The sequence below is a fragment of the Kangiella sp. M94 genome (genome assembly GCF_054926195.1).
The window spans coordinates 2402613-2422482 of sequence record NZ_CM142903.1 but is presented as its reverse complement, the minus strand read 5'-3'; the positions used below and the strand labels follow the sequence as shown (position 1 = coordinate 2422482).

21 protein-coding genes are annotated in these 19870 nt (G+C 46.1%); 6 read left to right on the top strand and 15 right to left on the bottom strand.

From position 1 onward, the window contains the following. Window positions 1–29 precede the first annotated feature (29 nt). The 4 genes from recG to ACYTXU_RS11190 form a co-directional block, all read right to left on the bottom strand. Window positions 30–2132 carry an ATP-dependent DNA helicase RecG gene (recG, locus tag ACYTXU_RS11205; RefSeq protein ID WP_462206866.1) on the bottom strand — a complete coding sequence of 701 codons (2103 nt, stop codon included), beginning with the start codon at window positions 2130–2132 and terminating at the stop codon, window positions 30–32. Continuing rightward, window positions 2132–3049 (bottom strand): hydrogen peroxide-inducible genes activator, encoded by a 918-nt coding sequence (locus ACYTXU_RS11200; protein WP_462206865.1) that lies wholly within the window; start codon window positions 3047–3049, stop codon window positions 2132–2134. Before ACYTXU_RS11200 ends, recG begins: the two co-directional genes overlap by 1 nt. A gap of 88 nt (window positions 3050–3137) precedes the next feature. Then, complete coding sequence (locus ACYTXU_RS11195; RefSeq protein ID WP_462206863.1) at window positions 3138–3998, bottom strand: rhodanese-like domain-containing protein; 861 nt, start codon at window positions 3996–3998, stop codon at window positions 3138–3140. Continuing rightward, window positions 3967–5190, bottom strand: coding sequence for a DUF418 domain-containing protein (locus tag ACYTXU_RS11190; RefSeq protein WP_462206862.1), 1224 nt, complete (start codon window positions 5188–5190; stop codon window positions 3967–3969). The genes ACYTXU_RS11195 and ACYTXU_RS11190 overlap by 32 nt, the downstream gene beginning before the upstream one ends. Window positions 5191–5462: 272 nt before the next feature. On the opposite strand from ACYTXU_RS11190, the gene ACYTXU_RS11185 reads away from it, so the two are divergent. Together ACYTXU_RS11185 and ACYTXU_RS11180 are read left to right on the top strand one after the other, a co-directional pair. Continuing rightward, entirely contained in the window at window positions 5463–6419 is a 957-nt protein-coding gene (locus tag ACYTXU_RS11185) for a GlxA family transcriptional regulator (RefSeq protein ID WP_462206861.1), read from the top strand. 27 nt (window positions 6420–6446) lie between these two features. Next, the gene (locus tag ACYTXU_RS11180) at window positions 6447–7364 is read left to right on the top strand and encodes an alpha/beta hydrolase family protein (RefSeq protein ID WP_462206860.1); all 918 of its coding nucleotides are present in this window, start codon (window positions 6447–6449) and stop codon (window positions 7362–7364) included. A 59-nt stretch (window positions 7365–7423) separates the two neighbouring features. Here the strand turns inward: ACYTXU_RS11180 and trmH are convergent, their stop codons facing one another. The 8 genes from trmH to apaG all read right to left on the bottom strand — a co-directional run bounded on the left by trmH (window position 7424) and on the right by apaG (window position 14322). After that, window positions 7424–8128, bottom strand: a complete 705-nt coding sequence (gene trmH / locus ACYTXU_RS11175) for a tRNA (guanosine(18)-2'-O)-methyltransferase TrmH (protein ID WP_462206859.1) — start codon at window positions 8126–8128, stop codon at window positions 7424–7426. A 3-nt stretch (window positions 8129–8131) separates the two neighbouring features. After that, a complete protein-coding gene (locus ACYTXU_RS11170; RefSeq protein ID WP_462206858.1) occupies window positions 8132–8518 on the bottom strand; it encodes a RidA family protein in 387 nt (128 codons plus the stop codon). Window positions 8519–8554: 36 nt separating this feature from the next. Then, the gene (spoT, locus tag ACYTXU_RS11165) at window positions 8555–10672 is read right to left on the bottom strand and encodes a bifunctional GTP diphosphokinase/guanosine-3',5'-bis pyrophosphate 3'-pyrophosphohydrolase (RefSeq protein WP_462206856.1); all 2118 of its coding nucleotides are present in this window, start codon (window positions 10670–10672) and stop codon (window positions 8555–8557) included. A gap of 24 nt (window positions 10673–10696) precedes the next feature. Further along, window positions 10697–10945, bottom strand: coding sequence for a DNA-directed RNA polymerase subunit omega (gene rpoZ / locus ACYTXU_RS11160; protein ID WP_462206855.1), 249 nt, complete (start codon window positions 10943–10945; stop codon window positions 10697–10699). A 137-nt stretch (window positions 10946–11082) separates the two neighbouring features. Then, complete coding sequence (gene gmk / locus ACYTXU_RS11155) at window positions 11083–11736, bottom strand: guanylate kinase (RefSeq protein ID WP_462206854.1); 654 nt, start codon at window positions 11734–11736, stop codon at window positions 11083–11085. Window positions 11737–11959: 223 nt separating this feature from the next. After that, complete coding sequence (locus ACYTXU_RS11150; protein ID WP_462206853.1) at window positions 11960–12826, bottom strand: YicC/YloC family endoribonuclease; 867 nt, start codon at window positions 12824–12826, stop codon at window positions 11960–11962. A 303-nt stretch (window positions 12827–13129) separates the two neighbouring features. Further along, on the bottom strand, window positions 13130–13939 hold the full coding sequence (locus ACYTXU_RS11145; RefSeq protein WP_462206852.1) for a symmetrical bis(5'-nucleosyl)-tetraphosphatase: 810 nt from the start codon (window positions 13937–13939) through the stop codon (window positions 13130–13132). 5 nt (window positions 13940–13944) lie between these two features. Next, complete coding sequence (apaG, locus tag ACYTXU_RS11140) at window positions 13945–14322, bottom strand: Co2+/Mg2+ efflux protein ApaG (protein WP_462206851.1); 378 nt, start codon at window positions 14320–14322, stop codon at window positions 13945–13947. Between the two features lie 202 nt (window positions 14323–14524). On the opposite strand from apaG, the gene ACYTXU_RS11135 reads away from it, so the two are divergent. From ACYTXU_RS11135 to ACYTXU_RS11125, 3 genes are read left to right on the top strand one after another with little or no spacing between them, the layout of a single operon-like run. Further along, window positions 14525–15307 carry an SDR family oxidoreductase gene (locus tag ACYTXU_RS11135; RefSeq protein ID WP_462206850.1) on the top strand — a complete coding sequence of 261 codons (783 nt, stop codon included), beginning with the start codon at window positions 14525–14527 and terminating at the stop codon, window positions 15305–15307. A gap of 29 nt (window positions 15308–15336) precedes the next feature. Further along, complete coding sequence (locus ACYTXU_RS11130) at window positions 15337–15765, top strand: MAPEG family protein (RefSeq protein WP_462206849.1); 429 nt, start codon at window positions 15337–15339, stop codon at window positions 15763–15765. 2 nt (window positions 15766–15767) lie between these two features. Then, a complete protein-coding gene (locus ACYTXU_RS11125) occupies window positions 15768–16250 on the top strand; it encodes an FKBP-type peptidyl-prolyl cis-trans isomerase (RefSeq protein WP_462206848.1) in 483 nt (160 codons plus the stop codon). 70 nt (window positions 16251–16320) lie between these two features. Here ACYTXU_RS11125 and ACYTXU_RS11120 read toward each other — a convergent pair whose 3' ends face one another. Further along, window positions 16321–16827, bottom strand: a complete 507-nt coding sequence (locus tag ACYTXU_RS11120; RefSeq protein WP_462206847.1) for a transposase — start codon at window positions 16825–16827, stop codon at window positions 16321–16323. 70 nt (window positions 16828–16897) lie between these two features. Beyond that, complete coding sequence (gene rph / locus ACYTXU_RS11115; protein ID WP_331892615.1) at window positions 16898–17614, bottom strand: ribonuclease PH; 717 nt, start codon at window positions 17612–17614, stop codon at window positions 16898–16900. A 281-nt stretch (window positions 17615–17895) separates the two neighbouring features. On the opposite strand from rph, the gene ACYTXU_RS11110 reads away from it, so the two are divergent. Next, a complete protein-coding gene (locus tag ACYTXU_RS11110; protein WP_462206846.1) occupies window positions 17896–18765 on the top strand; it encodes a DUF4382 domain-containing protein in 870 nt (289 codons plus the stop codon). An 88-nt stretch (window positions 18766–18853) separates the two neighbouring features. Here the strand turns inward: ACYTXU_RS11110 and ACYTXU_RS11105 are convergent, their stop codons facing one another. Next, the gene (locus ACYTXU_RS11105) at window positions 18854–19717 is read right to left on the bottom strand and encodes a hypothetical protein (protein WP_462206845.1); all 864 of its coding nucleotides are present in this window, start codon (window positions 19715–19717) and stop codon (window positions 18854–18856) included. Window positions 19718–19870 lie beyond the last annotated feature (153 nt).

Below are 19870 nucleotides of genomic sequence, written 5' to 3'. Positions count from 1 at the left end.
AGCGGTAAATTTTTATAGTACGGTTGGAACTAAACGTCGGCAAATTCCTGACGGGAGCCTAGCCAGCGTTGGCAGATTTTATGGGCAAGCTCATTATTTTCAGTAATTAAATCATGTGCTTGCTGCTGAATGGCCGGAATCAGCTCAGCATCGCGCACTAAATTAGCAAAACGTAAGCTGACTTCACCGGTCTGGCGGGTTCCCAGCATTTCGCCGGGGCCACGCAAACGCAGGTCTTCTTCGGCGATGACAAAGCCATCATTGGTTTCGCGCATGACCTGAATGCGTGCCTTTGCATTATCGGATAGAGGGTGCTGATACAGTAGAACGCAATGACTCTCTACGGAACCACGGCCAACTCGGCCACGCAGCTGATGCAGTTGTGACAAGCCTAGCCGTTCCGGGTTTTCTATAACCATCAAGCTGGCGTTAGGTACATCAACGCCAACTTCGATAACGGTTGTGGCAACCAGAATATCCAGATCGCCTTGCTTGAACTTATCCATGACCAGTTGTTTTTGTTCCGGCTTTAAGCGGCCATGCAATAAGCCGACACGACAATTGGGCAGCTGTTGAGTCAGTTGGTTGGCTGCGGATTCGGCCGCCTGACATTGGATTTCTTCGGACTCATCAATCAAGGTGCAGACCCAATAGACTTGCCTATTTTCATCACGACAGGCGGTTTCGATGCGCTTGATGACTTGATCGCGTTTTTGATCGGAAAGGGCTACGGTTTGCACCGGCGTTCGTCCCGGCGGCAATTCATCGATAATGGAAACATCCATATCGGCATAGACGGTCATCGCCAGAGTTCGCGGAATGGGCGTGGCCGTCATCATTAACTGATGCAGCTGCAAACCAGCAGGCGCTTTTTGCTTCAACATCAGACGCTGATTGACACCGAAACGATGCTGTTCATCAATAATGGCTAAACCTAGTTTGTGGTATTCCACGCCTTTCTGAAACAGTGCATGAGTACCTACGATCAACTTGGCTTCACCGCTGGCAATCGATTCGAGTGCGCTTTTGCGCTGACTGGCGGTTAATTTACTGGCTAGGAAAACGCAGGGAATATTCATCGCCTCAAACCATTGAGCAAATGACTGATAATGTTGGTCGGCCAACAGCTCGGTGGGCGCCATAATCGCCACCTGATAACCCGCTTCAATCGCTTGCAGCGCAGCTTGGGCAGCGACCAGTGTTTTTCCTGCGCCAACATCGCCTTGCAATAGTCGTAGCATCGGGTGCGGTTGTTCCAGATCTTTAATAATTTCCAGAGAAACTCTTTGCTGCGCCTTTGTCGGCTGGAAAGGCAATTGCTGCAACAGCTGACCCTGTAATTTTCCTGAGCTCTTAAGTACAGGTGCTGAATAATCTTTTTGCTGATTACGTTGCAGCAGTAAGCTCAACTGCTGTGCCAATAACTCTTCGCTGATCAGGCGTCGCACGGCCGGTGTCTGATTGGATTGTAGCTGTACTAAGTCAGCATCTTTTGGCGGTGAATGAATCCAGGCCAATGATGCATTGATGTCCGGTAATTTAAGTGTTTGCAGCAGTGGCTGCGGTAATAAATTATCAATTGGATGCTTTTTAAGAAGCGCTACAGCTTGGCGCATCATATGCCGAAAGCTGGCCTGATGCAGGCCTTCGGTGGCAGGATAAATCGGTGTCAAAGATTCCAGCAAAGGTGCGGCGGTGCTTGGATTAACTGCCGTTAACTCAGGATGAACCATGGAGAACTGAAAGCCGAAACGCCGGACTTCGCCAAACGCATAAAATTCGGCACCGCGTTGCAGTCGCTGCTGCTGGCCTTTATTAAAATAAAAAAAACGAAAATCGATGCTGGCGCTTTCATCGCTGGCGCGGCAGACAAGTGAGCGCCGTTTGCCAAATTTGACCTGCGCTAACTCGACCGTGACTTTGATTAGGGCGCGCTCACCATCTTTTAAGGAAGCAATGGTGCGCACCCGAGTTCGATCTTCGTAGCGCAATGGCAAGTGAAACAATAAATCCAGTACCGATTGGATATGCAGCTTCTCAAGCTTTTCGGCCACCTTCGGCCCTACCCCTTTCAGACTGGTGCAGGGCAAGTTTTCTAAATTGATATCAGCTGCAAGTTTGGAAATAGCCATTAGTCGAGTGGTTTGGCACCTTCAATGGTGATTTGCGATAGCGCATTGTTAATGATTTCCAAAGCCTTCTTGCGTGGGAAGCTACGACGAAAAGCCAGCGCCACTTTGCGGCTAGGTTTTGGGGTGTCGAATTCTCGCGTGACCAGCCCCAGTTTTTCATTGTGGAAATTGGCAGCCGAACGAGGAATGACACTGATTCCCAAACCACTGGCGACCATCTGGCGAATGGTTTCAATGGAGCTGCCAGTGATCCAGTCTTTTTGCGGATTCAGGCTGGAGTCTTTGCATTGCGGGCAGGCTTCGATGACCTGATCGCGGAAACAGTGGCCTGCACCCAACATAATCATGACTTCATCGGCGATATCAACGATATGCAATTTGTCACGTTTCACCCAAGGGTGCTTTTCAGGCAGCAAAGCGATGAATTCTTCTTCATACAAAGGAACAACGTCCACTTCAGGCTCATCGAATGGCAGCGCCACGAAAATCACATCCAGCTCGCCGTTGCGAAGTTTGGTGCGTAAATTGTGGGTGTAATCCTCATCAATATGCAGTGGCATTTTGGGGGCCAATTTTTTTAGCATGGGGATGAGCGAAGGAAGGAGATAAGGACCAATGGTAAAAATGGCACCGATTTTTAAGGGGCCATCGAGTTGATCAGAATTTTGTTTCGCCATTTGTTTTAACTGGCTGACTTGCTCAAGGATGTGTTGAGCTTGTTCGATAATCGGTTTGCCTTCCGGGGTTACTTTGACATCGGATTTGCTACGCTCAAACAGAATCACGCCAAGCTGCTCTTCCAGCTTGCGCACGCCAACGCTTAAGGTCGGTTGGCTGACAAAGCAGGCCTCTGCGGCACGACCAAAGTGGCGTTCGCGGGCAACTGCAACAATATATCTAAACTCTGTTAATGTCATAAGTGATAGCCTCTGCCTATCTATGATCAAGAAGTGGCGCTAAGAAGTCAACGACTATCAGGTTTATCGCGTCATTAAAATGTGAAGATTAAAAAGGCTTTCGGGCTATGAATAAGGATAGCGGCCGTTTGTCGCGAAGTACATGAGTTTGATCCAGCAATATGTCCCAGTCGGCGAACTTTTCTGCCAGTTCACCGGGCTTAAGCAAGTATGCCGGTTTCTTAGGACTGCCGTACTTGGCAGCATCTTCCATAAAAGTATGAATAGCGACCAGACTTCCGGCGGGCAAATGCTGGTGATACAGATCAAGTAAAGGACGATGTAGATAGCGGCACTGCAGAATCATTGATGGCTTTTGTAAATCAATTAGCTGGATCAGCTGCTGATATTCTTCTTCGCAGTTTAACTTCATTGGCGTGACATCAACCTCCCAGCGTTCAACAAAGCTGGTGATGCGTTCAATGGCCATGGGATTGCGATCAATTGCTAGCACTCGAAAACCATGCAGGCCAAGGAAAATACTGTCTCTGCCCGAACCACAGCCTATATCAAAGGCTAGCGGATCGCTAGCAGGTCTAGCAGGTAAGTGTTGCTCAATTAGTTCGATGTAATCTTCGAGCAAAGGACTTGCTCGCCACAGGCGGCGGCTGTTGTGATCGGTGGTCCAGTTGGTCTGAGAGTGATCTTGTTGAGTAAATTCCTCGGCCGTAAATACCGCTTCGATTGGATATTGCTGTCGCTCAAATAAACTCCGAACGTCCTGCTGATCAGTGGTATTGGTAAATAATATCAGCGTCGTATCTTTAGGGGGTAATTCGAACCAGCAATCTTCAATTTCAGATAAAGGAATATTGGTAGCACCTTGTATATGACCCTGCCGATATTGTTCGACAGGGCGCAGATCAATAATGGGTATATCAGTGTTTTCTAAAAGCTTGGATTTTTGCATACGTCAGTGAGCGCCATAACCATTCGAGAGGGCCATAGTGGTAGCGTTTTAACCACCAGGGTGACCAGATAAGTTGCAATAAAAACACTATCGCAACAATGCCCATTAACTGCAAGCGTGAGAGCTCGGTAAATAATCCAAACCCAAAGCTATAAAAGATACTGGTGCAAATTAAACTTTGCGCGATGTAGTTGGTGAAAGCCATTCGTCCAACGGCCTCAAACGATTTTTTTATTCTGCCTCTTGAATCTGATTTGCACCATAATGCCAACAGAGCTACGTAACCCAGAGAAATAAATATAGCTGCCACATTGGTTAAGGTCATGTAGGAAAACATTAGCTCTGCAAAAGAAAATTCATTGCTGAATAAATTATTTACGTCATAAGCGGTTAAGCCAAAACCGATAGCAAAACAAATCATTAACAATACTAAATAGAACTTAGTAGAACGAGCAGCAGTTAATACCCCATACTGATAGAGTGCCATGCCAATTAACATAGAGCCACCAATGCGGAAAATGCCAAAGGTTAGCCCCATGGACAAAACATTTTCCTGGAAGAAATCAACTCTGTCATCGACTTGCGCGGTATAACTGGTTAAGTAAGGCAGAGTCTCTTCTTGAATAGTTGCCTGGTCGGGGTAGAACATGCTGAGCATAAACTCTAAATCTTCTGCGGGGATTCTATCGATATAAATACTGGCCATCGACATGTAGGCGCTGTAAAGCACTATCAACACGACACCGGTAATCAGCTTGGTTTTAGGACTCGTATCAGTAAACAGAAATACCCAAAGCCCCATACAGGCATAAATAAACAGAATATCGCCGAGCCAGATAAATAAGCCGTGTATCAGACCAAATATTATGAGCCAGAACATACGTCGATAATGATACTTGGCCCCAGAAATACCCTGTGCTTTGGCTCGTTCAGCCATCAGCATGATACCAGCACCGAAAAGCATGGAGAAAAGCGTATAGAATTTTTGATCGGCAAAAATATGCGTAATCGACCAAACCCAAACGTCTGAAGTGGACGGCTCGCCTAACGCATAAGGATTCATGTAGTAGGCAAAAATATTGGCGAAGGCGTAGATATTCATAATCAGAATACCTAAAACTGCGACGCCACGGATCAAGTCTAGTGCGTGAAAACGCTGCTCAGAAGATGTTGGTAATAGTGCAGTAGTCATGACTAGTCCCTTAGTGAAGTTGTCTTAGAGTTATCAAGGCAATATATAACAAGATGAGTTGAAGAAACAGCTTTAAGTATCTTGTAAATATTAGCGAATATTTTTGAGCTTAAAGCTCTAGTAGTCAAACAAATTGGATAGCGTTAGAAGATTTTTAACTGCAATCTCCCCATAACTAGAATTTAACTCTTGGCAGAAATGGTAGTTTCTATGTCATTTATGACATTCGTAACTATAATAGGATCTTATTACGAGTTGCAGCAGAGAAAACAATGCGAAAAAAAGTAGTCGCTTTTCTAGTTTATAACGATATGGAACTGCTAGATATGGCAGGTTCACAGACAGCTTTTTACGAAGCCAGTCAATACGTTGAAGAGAGCTATTCGGTGGAAGTTGTGGGGTTTGATGATCGCCTAGTTGTTAGTGAAGCTGGAACTCAAATACAACCCAATATGACCATTGATGCTTTACAAAACTGCCACACACTCGTTATTCCCGGTGGTAAAGGTGCTAGAAACAATGTGTTTACTACTGATTCAATGGCAAAGCTCAAGCAGTTAATGGCTCGATGTAAACGAGTGGTTAGCATCTGTACCGGTGCATTTTTATTGGCAGAAACCGGTTTACCCAAAGGAACAAAAGTTGCTACTCACTGGGCCTTTGTTGATGTGCTGGCCAAAAGTTTTCCTGAGTTGGAGGTCGATAAGAAGAGCCTCTATGTTCAGGACGGAAAGTATTGGTCATCAGCAGGCGTAACTGCCTGTATTGATCTGACCTTGCGATTAATAGAATTAGACCATGGCAAAACAGCTGCTATGCATGTGGCTCAACATATGGTGGTTTATCTGAAAAGAACCGGTTCTCAGCAACAGTATTCAGAATTTTTGGAACTTCAGACACCAAGTGATGAGCGCCTTATTGCCATCGTTGACTGGCTTAAACAAAACTTACAGAAGCAATTAACGGTGCAGATGATTGCAGATAAAGCAAATATGAGTGAGCGGCAACTATACAGGTCCTTTTTAAAGGAGGTTGGCAAGCCACCGGCGCATTATCTGGAAGAGCTGCGAATGGATCTGGCGCGTACATTATTAGTCAGTTCGGATGAAAACCTGAAGAAAATTGCGCTTTCGGTTGGTTACGGATCCTATGACGGATTTAAAAGAGCTTTTGAGAGAAACTTATCAATATCTCCTCTTAGATACCGACAAGCATTTACTGCGAACTGAAACTTATCAAATCAATAAGGAAACGATATGAAATCAATAATTAGGGCAATAGTTGTCATATTAATCTTGAGTACTACGACTGTTTCTGCAGAACAGATAACCATTGAATCGGGCTCTGGCAGTTTTGTTATAGCGGGTGGTAAAGAACATCCAGACAAGACTTTAGAAGTTTATTACCACAAGCCAAATTCATTCAGTCGTGATACCAGGGTTCTATTTGTAATTCCCGGAGCAGGAAGAAATGGTTGGAGTTACCGAGATGCATGGAAGGAAGCATCGGAACAATACAACGTATTGGTTTTGTCCCCCAGTTACTCTGAAAAATATTATCCAGAATTTTGGAGTTATAACCTTGCTGGGATGATTGACGATGTCGTGATCAATGAGCAGCGGACGGCTATTGACTCATACAAGGTGGTACAGGATAAGAATGCTTGGATATATTCAGATTTCGATAGAATCTTTGATGTTGTGATGAGCTCACTCTCACTAAAAGCTAAGACATACGATATGTTTGGTCATTCTGCCGGGGGACAAGTGTTGCATCGGTTTGCTCTTTTTTATCCGACGAACAAGGCAAACAGAATTCTTGCCAGTAATTCTGGTTGGTACACTGTGCCAGATTGTTCGCAGGTTTTTCCCTATGGATTGAAGCAAGCTCCAGTTGTTAATAAAACACTTGATAAAAGCTTTCTGCAAAAATTGACGGTGTTTTTAGGCGAGAAGGATGATCAAAGCGAAACACGAGGTCACTTAGTACGCAATGATGTGATCGATGAGCAGGGAACATACCGACTTGCCAGAGGGAAATATTTTTTCCAAAAAGCCAAGCAATTAGCGCAAGACAGGGATTATGATTTTAACTGGAATATAAAAATAATCCCTGGGGTGGGACACGATTATCGGGCCATGAGCAAGGCAGCTGCTCGCTATTTATATGAATGAACCAACTCAAAATAGAACTGGCATACAGTCAATAAATTGTATTAGTGAGTTATACAGTTTTATTTAGCAGACTTCTGCGACAGCTGCTTCCGTAATGTATTCCATTCCGGATCATCAATATCGCCAAATTCATCCATCTTTGGATATCGAATTTTATGCTTATCGCAGAACCTGGTGATGGTTGGATGTAGGGCTTTGAAACAGATCTCATCAACTTCTGCTTGCGGGATTTTGCATTCGCCGTACATGTTGGCATCGGAGCGTTGACGTTGTGCTTCATACAGAATCAGCGCAGTGGCAACGGAAACATTGAGTGACTGCACCATGCCGACCATAGGGATAATAACGTGCTGATCGGCAATTTCGGCAGCTTCCTCAGAAACACCCACTAATTCGGAGCCAACCAGGAGACAGGTCGGTTTAGTGTAATCAATACTGCGAAAATCCACTGCAGTGTCAGACAGATGAGCGGCCAAAACCTGCATACCCTGCGCTTTCATTTGTGCAATACCAGACTTCAGGTCAGGGTGCTTATGGGTGGTTACCCAGCGTTTGCTGCCGCTGGATGTATGATGACCCCTAAACTTTACGTCTTCCGGGAAAACGGCATGTACATGACCAATGCCAACAGCGTCAGCGGTGCGAACAATGGCCGCCAGATTGTGCGGCTTATGAACCTGGTCCATGAAAACCGTCAGATCGGGCTGACGGTTAGATAATAAGGTTAGAATTTTTTGTAAACGTTCGGGACTACGAGGTAGCACATTTTAGTCCTCATCAAGCGTTACGATTGCATCCATTTCGATTTGCGCACCTTTGGGTAATTCCTTAACGCCAATGGCGGCACGCGCCGGATAAGGCTGTTCAAAGTATTGCGCCATGATTTCGTTTACAGTCGCAAAGTGACCAAGATCGATCATGAAGATATTCAACTTAGAAATATGATTCAAGCTGCCACCAGCTGCTTCACAGACTGCACTCAGGTTTTTGAACACCTGATGTACCTGATCTTCAAAAGACTCAACTAACTCCATGGTTTCTGGAATCAATGGAATTTGTCCTGACAAGTATACGGTGTTGCCAGCTTTGACAGCTTGCGAATAGGTGCCAATGGCGGCAGGTGCTTTATCAGTTTGAATAATGGTTTTGCTCACAGCAGTTTCCTTAAAGAGGTTTAGATAGAGTTCTAATTAAGGGTGACGATGGACTTTGTTGACGAAAGGAATGACCCTTAATTTCTTGATAATGTTAGCCAAATGAACACGATGATGCACGCCCATCTGGAACGTTAGGATATTGGTTGAACCGTCCAACTCATTAATATCGACATTAACGATATTGGCTTCCTGGTTGGAAATGATGTTGGTAATTTGCGCCAGAACGCCACGCTGATTGAAGACTTCAATACGCAGTTCGGCGATATAATCACCCTGCACATCGTCTGACCATTGCACTGGCACATAGCGATCATTGTGCTTGTGCGCGCGTTGGACATTGGGGCAGGTCTCACGGTGAATAGTGAAGCCTTTACCAGCGCTAACATAAGCCAGGATCGGGTCGCCGGGAATGGGGCGACAGCAACGGGCATATTTAACGACCAGGCCTTCAGTACCTTTGATGGCAAGCGGCGCCTGATCTTTCTGGGGCATTTCCACTACCGTTTCATCATTGTCTTCTTCGCCACGGGTTAAGCGGTGCGCCACTAAGACACTGGCAATTTTGCCAAGCCCAATACCTGCCAGCATGTCATCTACTGTGTCGTGATGAGTGATTTTCGCGACTGACTCTAACTGACTTGGCGGGAATTCTTCGAGTGGCTTTTTAAGTACTTGCTCAAGCAAACGTCGGCCAAGATGAACGGCTTCATCCTGGCGAATGTTTTTCACAAAGTTACGAATGTTGGAGCGCGCTTTACCGGTTACCACATAACTGAGCCAGGCTGGATTCGGTTTAGCGCCCGGTGCTGTGATAATTTCAACGGTTTTGCCATTGCTTAATGGCGTGCTCAATGGTGAAAATTGTTTATCAATTTTGCAGGCAATACAGCTGTTACCGACATCAGTGTGAATCGCATAAGCGAAGTCCACGGGAGTGGCGCCCTTGGGTAGCTCAATGATTTTGCCTTTCGGCGTAAAGATATAAACTTCATCCGGGTAGAGATCGATTTTAACGTTCTCAATAAACTCCATTGAATCGCCAGCGCTTTGTTGCAACTCAATCAAGCTCTGCAACCATTCGCGAGCTTTGGTTTCTGCCGGATGAGCGCTGCCGGTTTTATAGAGCCAGTGCGCTGCGACACCATGTTCCGCCATCTGATCCATCAACTCAGTTCGGATCTGCACTTCGATATGAATACCGGTTTTATTGCGTAGAACCGTATGCAGTGATTGATAGCCGTTGGCTTTGGGGATGGCGATGTAATCTTTGAAGCGACCGGGGATGGGTTTGAAAAGGTTATGAATTTGACCAAGAATGCGATAACAGGAATCTTCGCTATCGGTGATGACGCGGAAGGCATAAATGTCCATCACCTCGTTAAATGTTCCCACCTTGTCGCGCATTTTCTTATAGATACTGTAAACACTTTTCTCGCGACCAATCACCTTACTGGTGATTCGGGAATCTTTCAGCCGCGTTCGTAATTGTTCAGTGATTCGTTCAACGATCTCTTTGCGATGGCCACGAACTTTTTTGACCGAGTGCTGTAAAACTCGATAGCGCAATGGATACATGTTGGCGAAACCCAACAGCTCCAGCTGTTCTTTTAGGCGATAAATACCCAGACGATTAGCAATCGGAGCATAAATCTCGAGCGTTTCTCGGGCAATGCGGCGACGTTTATCGGGACGTAGTGCGCCCAGAGTCTGCATGTTATGCAAACGATCCGCCAGCTTGATCAGAATGACGCGAATATCCTGCGTCATAGCCATCATCATCTTGCGGAAGTTTTCGGCCTGAGCCTGTTCTTTGGATTGGAAGTCGATTTGGGTCAACTTGCTGACACCTTCGACTAAATCGGCAACCGTATCGCCAAACTCAGTGGTTAAATCCTGCTTGGTCACATCGCAATCTTCAATCACATCGTGCATTAAAGCTGCCATGATAGTTTGATGGTCGAGATGAAGATCAGCAAGAATATGCGCAGCGGCGACTGGGTGAGTAATATAAGGATCGCCGCTGGAGCGCATTTGCCCTTCATGTGCGCGTTCCGCCAGCAGATAGGCGCGCTCAATATCGGCTACCTGGTTCGTTTCCAGATAGCCATTGAGCACATCCCGTAGGCTTTCGAAATGCGACAAGTCGGACATTAATAAACCTAAGTGGTTAAGCTATTAAAATAGAACTGGCTTATGCTCACGCTCGCGCTTAGCTGCACGCTCGTCTGCGATCACCGATTCACGCGTGGTTAAACCTTCTTCGATTTCACGCAAAGCAACAACAGTTGGTTTATCATTATCCCAATCCACTTTAGGATCGTGGCCACCAGTGGCGATTTGACGAGCGCGCTTAGCGGCTAGCATAATCAAATCAAAACGATTACCAACTTTTTCAACAGCATCTTGTACCGTTACACGTGCCATAATTTACCTCTTACATACATAATGTGGCGAAAGTGCCAAGGGTTAAATTCGGTGCTTTAATATAGGGTTTTTAGCAAAAAACCAGTGAATAAAGCGTAAAAAAAGACTTATAAAGTAAGTGTACCTTAAAAAACTGCTTACTCCATAGAATCTGATAGCAGGTCATGAATTAAATGGTGCTGACGAACTTTCTGGCTTGTTATGCGCAGGCGCCGAGCGGTGAAGATAGCTTCCAGTTCCGCGCAAGCCGTTTCAAAGTCGTCATTGATGATCACATAGTCGTACTCATCATAATGTTTCATTTCTGCAGTCGCTGCCGCCATACGTTTCGCGATCACTTCGTCGCTATCCTGGCCGCGATTAGTCAGCCTGTTTAATAATTCTTCGCGCGACGGCGGCAAAATAAAGATACCGCGACATTCCGGCATCAGCTCACGCACCTGACGTGCACCCTGCCAGTCAATCTCCAGAATCACGTCATGCCCCTCGACCAACTGCTTCTCCAGCCAGGCGCGACTGGTGCCGTAAAAGTTATCAAACACCTGAGCATGTTCTAAAAATTGTTGTTTATCCAACATCTTCTGGAAAGTTGCCTGATCGACAAAGTGATAATCCACACCGTCTTGCTCTCCCGGTCTTTGTGGGCGAGTGGTATGCGAAATAGACAGTTTCAGCTCAGGTAATTTCTGCAAAACGGTCTTTAATAGACTGGTCTTGCCTGCGCCCGAAGGTGCTGAAACCACATACAGCGTGCCTTTAGCTATGGTGTTGATAGGCGTCATTGTCGTCATCAAATCCTGCTATATCCTAATCCAGAGAATAAAACTTAACCAAGCCAAACCTTTATAGCACAGGGCCTGCAGGGATAATAGAGCTTGGAAGGTCAAACGGAAAACACAAAGGCGCGATCATAACACAAGACCAAGCCTGCGCGGTATAGAAAGTAAGCAATTAATGTGCTCTTCTGGAGGGGCGGCGCCAATCTGCCCGCCCCAGACAGCGGTTAGATTGGTTTTACTCGATATTTTGTACTTGTTCGCGCATCTGTTCGATCAGGACTTTGACTTCAACGGCACTGGCTGTGATATCGGCATTGATGGATTTTGAGCCGAGAGTATTGGCTTCGCGGTTGAATTCTTGCATCAAGAAGTCGAGTCGTCGGCCGATTGGCCCGCCTTTTTTCAGCATGCGTTGTGCTTCGATGACGTGAGTTTTTAGACGATCAAGCTCTTCGGCGACGTCAAGTTTTTGTGCCAGAAAGACCAACTCTTGCTCACGACGTTCTGGGTCCAGCTCAACTTCTGCCTCTTTGAAGCGAGTCAGTAGTTTATCGCGCTGCCATTGCATCACTTGTGGCATTTGTTCAGCGACCTTGTCTACTTCGACGCCAATACCAGCCAGACGGTGTTCGATCATCTCGCTCAGGGCTGAACCTTCACGCTCGCGAACGGTGATTAGTTGCTTCACAGCTTCCTCGAAGACATTCCTTACGTCCTGTTCCATGGTGTCGGTATCTGCTTCTTCCTGTTGCAAAATACCAGGCCAACGCAGCAGTTGAGTCAAATCGGGGGATTGGTTGTCCTGGGCAAGAACCTGTAACTCTTCATGGGCGGTGAGCAACTGTTGTGCCATTTCCTGGTCGAGTTTGATTTTACCGGCACTTTTTGCGTTCATTTCAACACGCAAGGTGCAATCAAGTTTGCCACGGCTCAGTTGCTTGCGTAGTACATCACGTAGTGAGAACTCCATATGACGGAAGGTTTCAGGCATTCTGAAATTGGGTTCGAGGAATCGTTGGTTTACGGATTTGATTTCCCAGGTTACGTTGCCCCACTCGGTCGCCACTTGTTGGCGGGCGAAGGCTGTCATGCTTCTAACCATGTAAATTAATGACCTTTTGCAGTGTGTTCGGCTCAATATAGGAGCGAAAAGGGCAATTGTACCGATCTTTGGGTGGATTGGCGATAGGGGTGGTTTGCATCTATAGATTCGGAAAGCGACCGCAGGTCGTCCTAGTCGATAATGATGCAGACATGGCGAGGGCAAGGCTCAACCTGCGCTATAGTTGAAACTTTCATCCCAGTAGTAGGGACAAGGGTCTGCCCCATTGGGTACTCATGAGTTGTCCGTACAGATTCAGAGGGCGGACACATAGGTACCGCCCCTACCCGAATCTAAAAAGGATTACAGAGCTTTGACGCGGAAGCGCTTTTCGTCTTCCAGGCGCAGGGCGGTCAGTTTGTTACCCCACACGCAGCCAGTATCGAGGGCATGTAAGTTGGGGATGGGGCATTTACCGTTGAGCGCTGCCCAATGACCGAAGACAACTCGGGTTTCGTGGCCAATGTCAGTGAGTTCGTACCAGGGGAATAAACCTTTCCCCTGCTTACCGGGCGAAGATTTGCTCTTAAAATCAAGAGTGCCGTCGTGATGAACAAAGCGCATACGAGTGAAGGCATTGGTGATGTAACGCAGACGCTCTATGCCCTCCAGTTTCGGATTCCATAACGCAGGTTTGTTGCCGTACATATGCTTGAAAAAATCCTTGGCAGTTTCTTTTTTGCTTAACACGTCTTCGAGTTCGTAAGCGCAGGCGAGGGTAGTTTTCAGATTCCATTGTGGTGGCACGCCAGCATGTGTCATCAGGGCATTGAGGTTTTTATCGTAAATTGCCATCGGCTGCTTGCGTAGCCATTTCATGAGTTGCTTTATATTCTCGGCGGCAAATATAGCGTGTAGCTCGCTTTTTTTGCTGAGCTTAGCTTTGGTGTAATAGCTCGCCAGCATGCTTAAGTCGTGATTGCCCAGCACCAGCTGGCATACATCCTGGTGCTCGTAAGCGAACTGCAATACTTCGAGTGATCTGGGGCCGCGGCTAACAAGGTCGCCAGCCAGCCACAGGGTATCATGCGCTGGACTAAACTGGATTTTTTTTAGAAGAAGACGAAACTCATCATAACAACCTTGAATATCGCCGATTGCATAAGTCGCCATAAAGTCTAATGAAGTGCTCCGGGGGCTGCCAAACTGAAGACAGGTATCGGCGTATCGAACTCCGTGCCACTGTCCGTTGCCATCTGATAACTGCCTTGCATGGTGCCAATCGGGGTGTTGAGCACGGCACCGCTGGAGTATTCATAGCTTTTGCCAGGGGCGATATAAGGTTGCTCTCCGACCACGCCCTGCCCTTTGACTTCGGTTATTTCTCCATTGGCATCAGTGATGATCCAATGGCGAGCGTTAAGGGTCGCACCATGCGAGCCAGTGTTGGTGATTTGAATGGTATAAGCAAATACATAACGCTCATTCTCGGGCTCGGACTGTTCGTCGATGTATTGGGTCTGAACGCTAATTTGAAATTGATATTCTTGAGTCATTTTTTAGTCAGTATTGTGAGTAGTTTGTGATTGACCAGTTAACCTCATTGTCTATGGATCACGAGTGTGGTGCAACCCTGCATCAACTCTTTAATCGGAAGGTTAGCGGTTATTTGGCGATGAGAAAGCTATTAGCCTGTGCTAATATCCGAACAATTCAGTTGAGTAATATTTTTATTGAGAATAGTTTAGAGAATAGATTATGAGTCATCTAAAAGACAAAACCGTCATGATTACCGGCGCCAGTTCCGGCTTTGGCCTGGCTTGTGCTAAAGCGTTTGCCCAAAAGGGTTGCAAGGTTATTGCTGCTGCTCGTCGTAAAGAGCGCTTGCAGACTCTGAAGGAAGAGCTTAAGCAGGAACTGGGCGAGGATCGAGTGTTTGTGTTGCCTCTGGATGTGACATCCGAGGAACAGGTTGACGCTATGTTCGATGCGATTCCTGAAGAGTTTTCTAACATCGATATTCTGGTTAACAACGCGGGGCTGGCATTAGGTTTAGAGCCGGCACACCAAGCGGACCTGACCGACTGGAACCGCATGGTGGATACCAACATTAAAGGTTTGTATCTGATGACTCGAAAAGTATTGCCGGGCATGGTCGAGCGCAAGTCAGGTCATGTCATTAATATCGGTTCGATTGCTGGCAATTACGCCTATCCAGGTGGTAATGCTTACGGCGCCACCAAGGCTTTTGTTAAGCAATTTAGTCGCAACTTGCGCGCGGACTTATTGGGCTCCCAGGTTCGAGTGACCAACATCGAACCGGGTCTTGCAGAAACCGAATTCTCATTAGTTCGCTTCCATGGCGATAAAGAGAAAGCCGAGAATGTTTATAAAGGGGCCAATCCTTTGACTGCTCAAGATATCGCCGAGTCGGTATTGTGGGCCGCTGAGCAACCACAGCATGTCAATATAAACAGTATTGAGTTAATGCCCACCTCACAAGCCTGGGCAGCGCTGGCGATTGATAAAGTGCTTGGCTAAAATGATACGTTAACCCTCAAGGAATTATTATGACACAACCGATTATTTTACCACTGGTGGCGATGATGTTTTTGACCATCATTGTTGCCATCGTAATGTACCGTCGACGCGTCACTTCTATGAAGTCGGAGCGCATTCATCCGCAGAAGGTTCACTCACGAAAAGGTGGTCTGGAGTACTTTGCCGACACCCGTGCTTCCGATAACTATATGAACCTGTTCGAGTTACCGGTACTGTTTTATGTGGCCATATTTACCATCATGCTGACTAATAACAGTTCACATCTGATGGTAGCCTTAGCATGGGCATTTGTCGCTTTTCGGGTGGTACATAGTATTATTCATTGTACCTACAACAAGGTGATGCACAGATTCACAGCCTTCATGTTGAGTTTTGTAACGCTGACTGCTCTATGGCTGGTATTAGCATCAAACCTGATTTTTGGAACCCAGTTTTAGTTATGAATATTGAAAAAGATACTGTCGTTGAATTGGACTATAAATTAATGGATCAAGCAGGGCAGGTTTGGGAAAGCTCAGCGGAAGGTGGTCCCTGGGTCTATTTGCATGGTTACGGCGAAGTGATGCCTGGACTGGAAAAAGAGTTAACCGGCAAAGCGATTGGTCAGAAAGTTAAGGTGGAGTTACCACCAAACGAAGCTTATGGTCAGTACGAAGACGATCTACGCACCGAAGTGCCCCGCGAAGCGTTTGCAGATGTTGAAAACCTGTGTGAAGGGATGCGTCTGGCAGCCGAAAGCAGCGACGGGGTACATGCGGTAGTAGTGCGTGAAATTTCCGAAGACAAAGTGGTGATTGATGCCAACCACCCACTTGCCGGACAAACCGTCAAAGTCGAAGTGAAAGTATTAGCAGTACGCAAAGCTGATGCCGACGAAGTAGCTCATGGACATGTTCACCAGCATGGAAAGTGCGGGGAGTAATGTTAGGTTACCTCCTTGCAAAAGTTGCAAGTTCGGTAGGGGCGGACCTGTGTGTCCGCCCATCCTCAAATCAGAAATTCTCAGGATTTAACTTGTCAAGATGCCAACGTGTCGGATTGGTTTTGATATAACCTCTGAACTTTTGCAGCTCAGTTTCACTTCTAATCACTCGTTCCCAATAGTTTCTTTGCCATAACCGTTTGTTAAACGTTGGCCAACCATTTTCTTTAACGCCTCGAATATAATCATTAGTAGTCATAGTCTTGAACCACTGCACAATGGAGTTTAGATTGGTAGGGGCAGACCTACGTGTCTGCCCTAAAAAGACAGTGAAGTGGACATGATTAGGCATGCAGATGAAATAATCTAGAGTAGATGATACGAATTTATGTTCGAGTTCTTTGTACCATTGCTTAACCATAGCACCTGCAGCGTTAAGTTCCATATCGCCATTATTAGTGATATTTCCAAATAAGCATTGATGGTCTTGAGTGCAGATTGTTACGAAGTAAGCGCCGGGGGATGAATAATCATAATTTGATAGGCGAATGGATCGTCTGTTTCTTTCCTGAAACATAGTGTCGTCCTTGAATTAATTGGGCAGACACACAGGTCTGCCCCTACCGAAGTAGAATATTGCTACTTTTTTATACCGCGACTGCTTTATGTTGCAGGTCAAAGATTTCACGAATGCCTTGCTTGCCTAGCTCCAACATTTGCATCAATTCATCACCGGTGAAGGTTTCGCCTTCGGCGGTGCCTTGAATTTCAATAAAGCCACCGTTTTCATCCATCACTAAATTCATGTCGGTTTCAGCCGCTGAATCTTCAAGATAGTCGAGGTCAAGAATCGGTGTGCCTTTGTAGATACCTACTGAGACGGAGCCAACCATATGTTTAAGCGGGTTAGTTTTAATCATGCCGGTTTTACGCATATGAAATAAGGCGTCATGCAAAGCAATACTGGCGCCGGAAATGGAGGCGGTACGAGTGCCGCCATCCGCTTGAATAACGTCACAGTCTACGTAAATGGTGTTTTCGCCGAGTTGCGAGAGGTCAACGGCTGCGCGTAATGAGCGACCAATTAACCTTTGAATTTCTAAGGTGCGGCCGCCTTGCTTACCACGCGAGGCTTCACGATCCATGCGGGTGTGTGTGGAGCGCGGTAACATACCGTATTCTGCTGTAATCCAGCCCTGACCTTTGCCTTTTAAAAACCTCGGCACATTGTCGACCACGCTGGCATTGCATAGCACTTTGGTTTCACCGAATTCGATCAGTACTGAACCTTCTGCGTGCTTGGTGAATTGGCGCGTGATGGTGATTGGACGAAGTTGATTGCTGGTGCGGCCACTCGGTCTCATGGGGATCCCTTGGTTGGATTGTGTTAAGTGGCGCAATTATACGAAAAAGTCGACGGTATTCCTATGCCAGTGACACCAACCAGGCATAATAAATCATCGCCCGATGATCTGACTTAGATGATATAAGTTATTGTTTTGTGATATCGGTTGTCAGGATTTTTGACATTGGTCACAAATCAAGATGACTACGCCTTTGATGACAATTTCTTTGCGATTTGTATCACAATGTATCTAAATCAGCTGAGGTACTCTAGCTTTCACCAAAAGTGGAGGTATTTATTATGAAATTTAAACATGGCTTGATACTAGCCAGTGTTTTATTAGCATTGGCTGGTTGTAAATCTGATGACCCAGATAAAGGTAAAATGGCTTTAGCCATCACTGATGCACCGGTTGATGGTGCGGAGGCAGTTGTTGTGGAGTTTACTGGGATTGAGGTTCAAGGTGCTGGTGAGCGATTAAATTTCGATTTTGATACACCAATGACCATTGATTTGTTGCAGCTTACTGGCGATGAGTCACTGGAATTACTGCCTGAGACAACGGTTAACGCCGGCCAGTATCAATGGATTCGATTGAAGGTAAATGCTGAACGCGGTGTGACTGATTCCTATATTGATATTGATGGTGCGCGTTACTCCCTATTCGTTCCAAGTGGTGCTCAAACGGGTCTAAAATTGAACCGACCCTTCATGGTGGCCGCAGGAGGAATTGCTGACTTCACCATTGATTTTGATTTAAGAAAATCGATACATCAACCTCAAAATGGCAGTGGAGATTACTACCTGCGTCCGACATTACGCATTGTTGACAACCTGGAAGTGGGTCACTTGAATGGCCTGGTGGATGAAACGCTCGTCAATGCAGAGGGTTGTTCAGACACTAGCGGTGTTTATTTATTCGCAGGGTATGATGCGGAAACTGATGACATCGATGCCAATGAGCCAGAGCCGATTACAACAACGACAGTTGAGTTGAATACCGATGGCTTCTATGAGTATGAAATTGGTTTCGTTCAGGCCGGAGACTATACTCTAGCGTTCACTTGTGAAGCCGCTAATGATGATCCTGAAACGGATGATGTAATAACATTCAGCGCGACTCAGAATGTTACGGTTAGCGCTAACGAAACAGCCACTGTAGATTTTTAAGTTATGGCATAGTTAGTTTAAATGTAGGTAAGTAAAAAGGTCGGCAAACGCCGACCTTTTTTATGCTTAGAGTTTTATGCATTGAGAGTTATGGGTTGTGATTAATGTGGGACACCGATCGATGCGATCGTGTGCTCAACAGGCTCCTTCCTGAGCGATAGATCAGCCATAAGAAAAATAGTGGAAACAGGATCGTTTGCACTACGAAAACGGTAATCAGTTCAATCACATTCTTGCTGGCGCGTTCAGCCGCTGCCTGATAAGCCTTGATTTGCTTTTTTATATCCAGCTGGCTGATAGCATTGCTTAGCCATTCTTTCGCGCCTTGATAGGCAGATCGCTCAGGTTCAGCAACCGCCTCTTCTGGGGTGTTATTTTCAATGGTTTTACTAACGCCTTCTAGTTGAACACTGGCTTCTTGGTAATTATTGTCCAGAAAAACATGATAAAAGCCTTCATTGGCCAGTGCCATAACAGGCGTTGCAAAGCGAACTAACACTAAAAAGATTGCTGCCTTAAACCACAAAGGATGTAAGCCATCAGGCTTGTTCCGTTTGACGATTAACAGGGCGCCATAGAGCAACCAAAAACCAATGGCAAAATAGTTAAATACTTCCCAGGCGGACATGGCGAGTAATAGCTTTTGTACGCCGATGGCAGATGCTGCAACCAGCATCACTAGCGAAAAGCGTTCAATTAAATCATTGACTGGGTCGAGAATTTCGCCCGGTGAAATATTCAGACCAACCCCAGCAGGCTGCATGGCAACTTCTGCTTCCTGAGCAACGGAGATAAGGCCATTGAGTGTTCTGGCTACAGCAAAAGAAATGAGCGCCCGCTTTAAAGCTTGATTGGCATATTCTTCGCCGAAATGGTCGAGAGCCTTGCTGCCTGCTAATAAAGAAGCGAGCAACAAGCCTAAAATATAAATCGAAAGATTAAGTTTTTTCATAGAGTTACCTCGTTATGCCTAGAATATCCTAGCAAGAGGTAATCGACAAATCTCGAAAAGGTTTATGGATTGAGTAGTAGTTATTGATTTGCTGAGTAAAGAGAAAAGCAACTGGGGCCGCACTGCTACCCATCCTGCCAGAGGTTTGGAGGG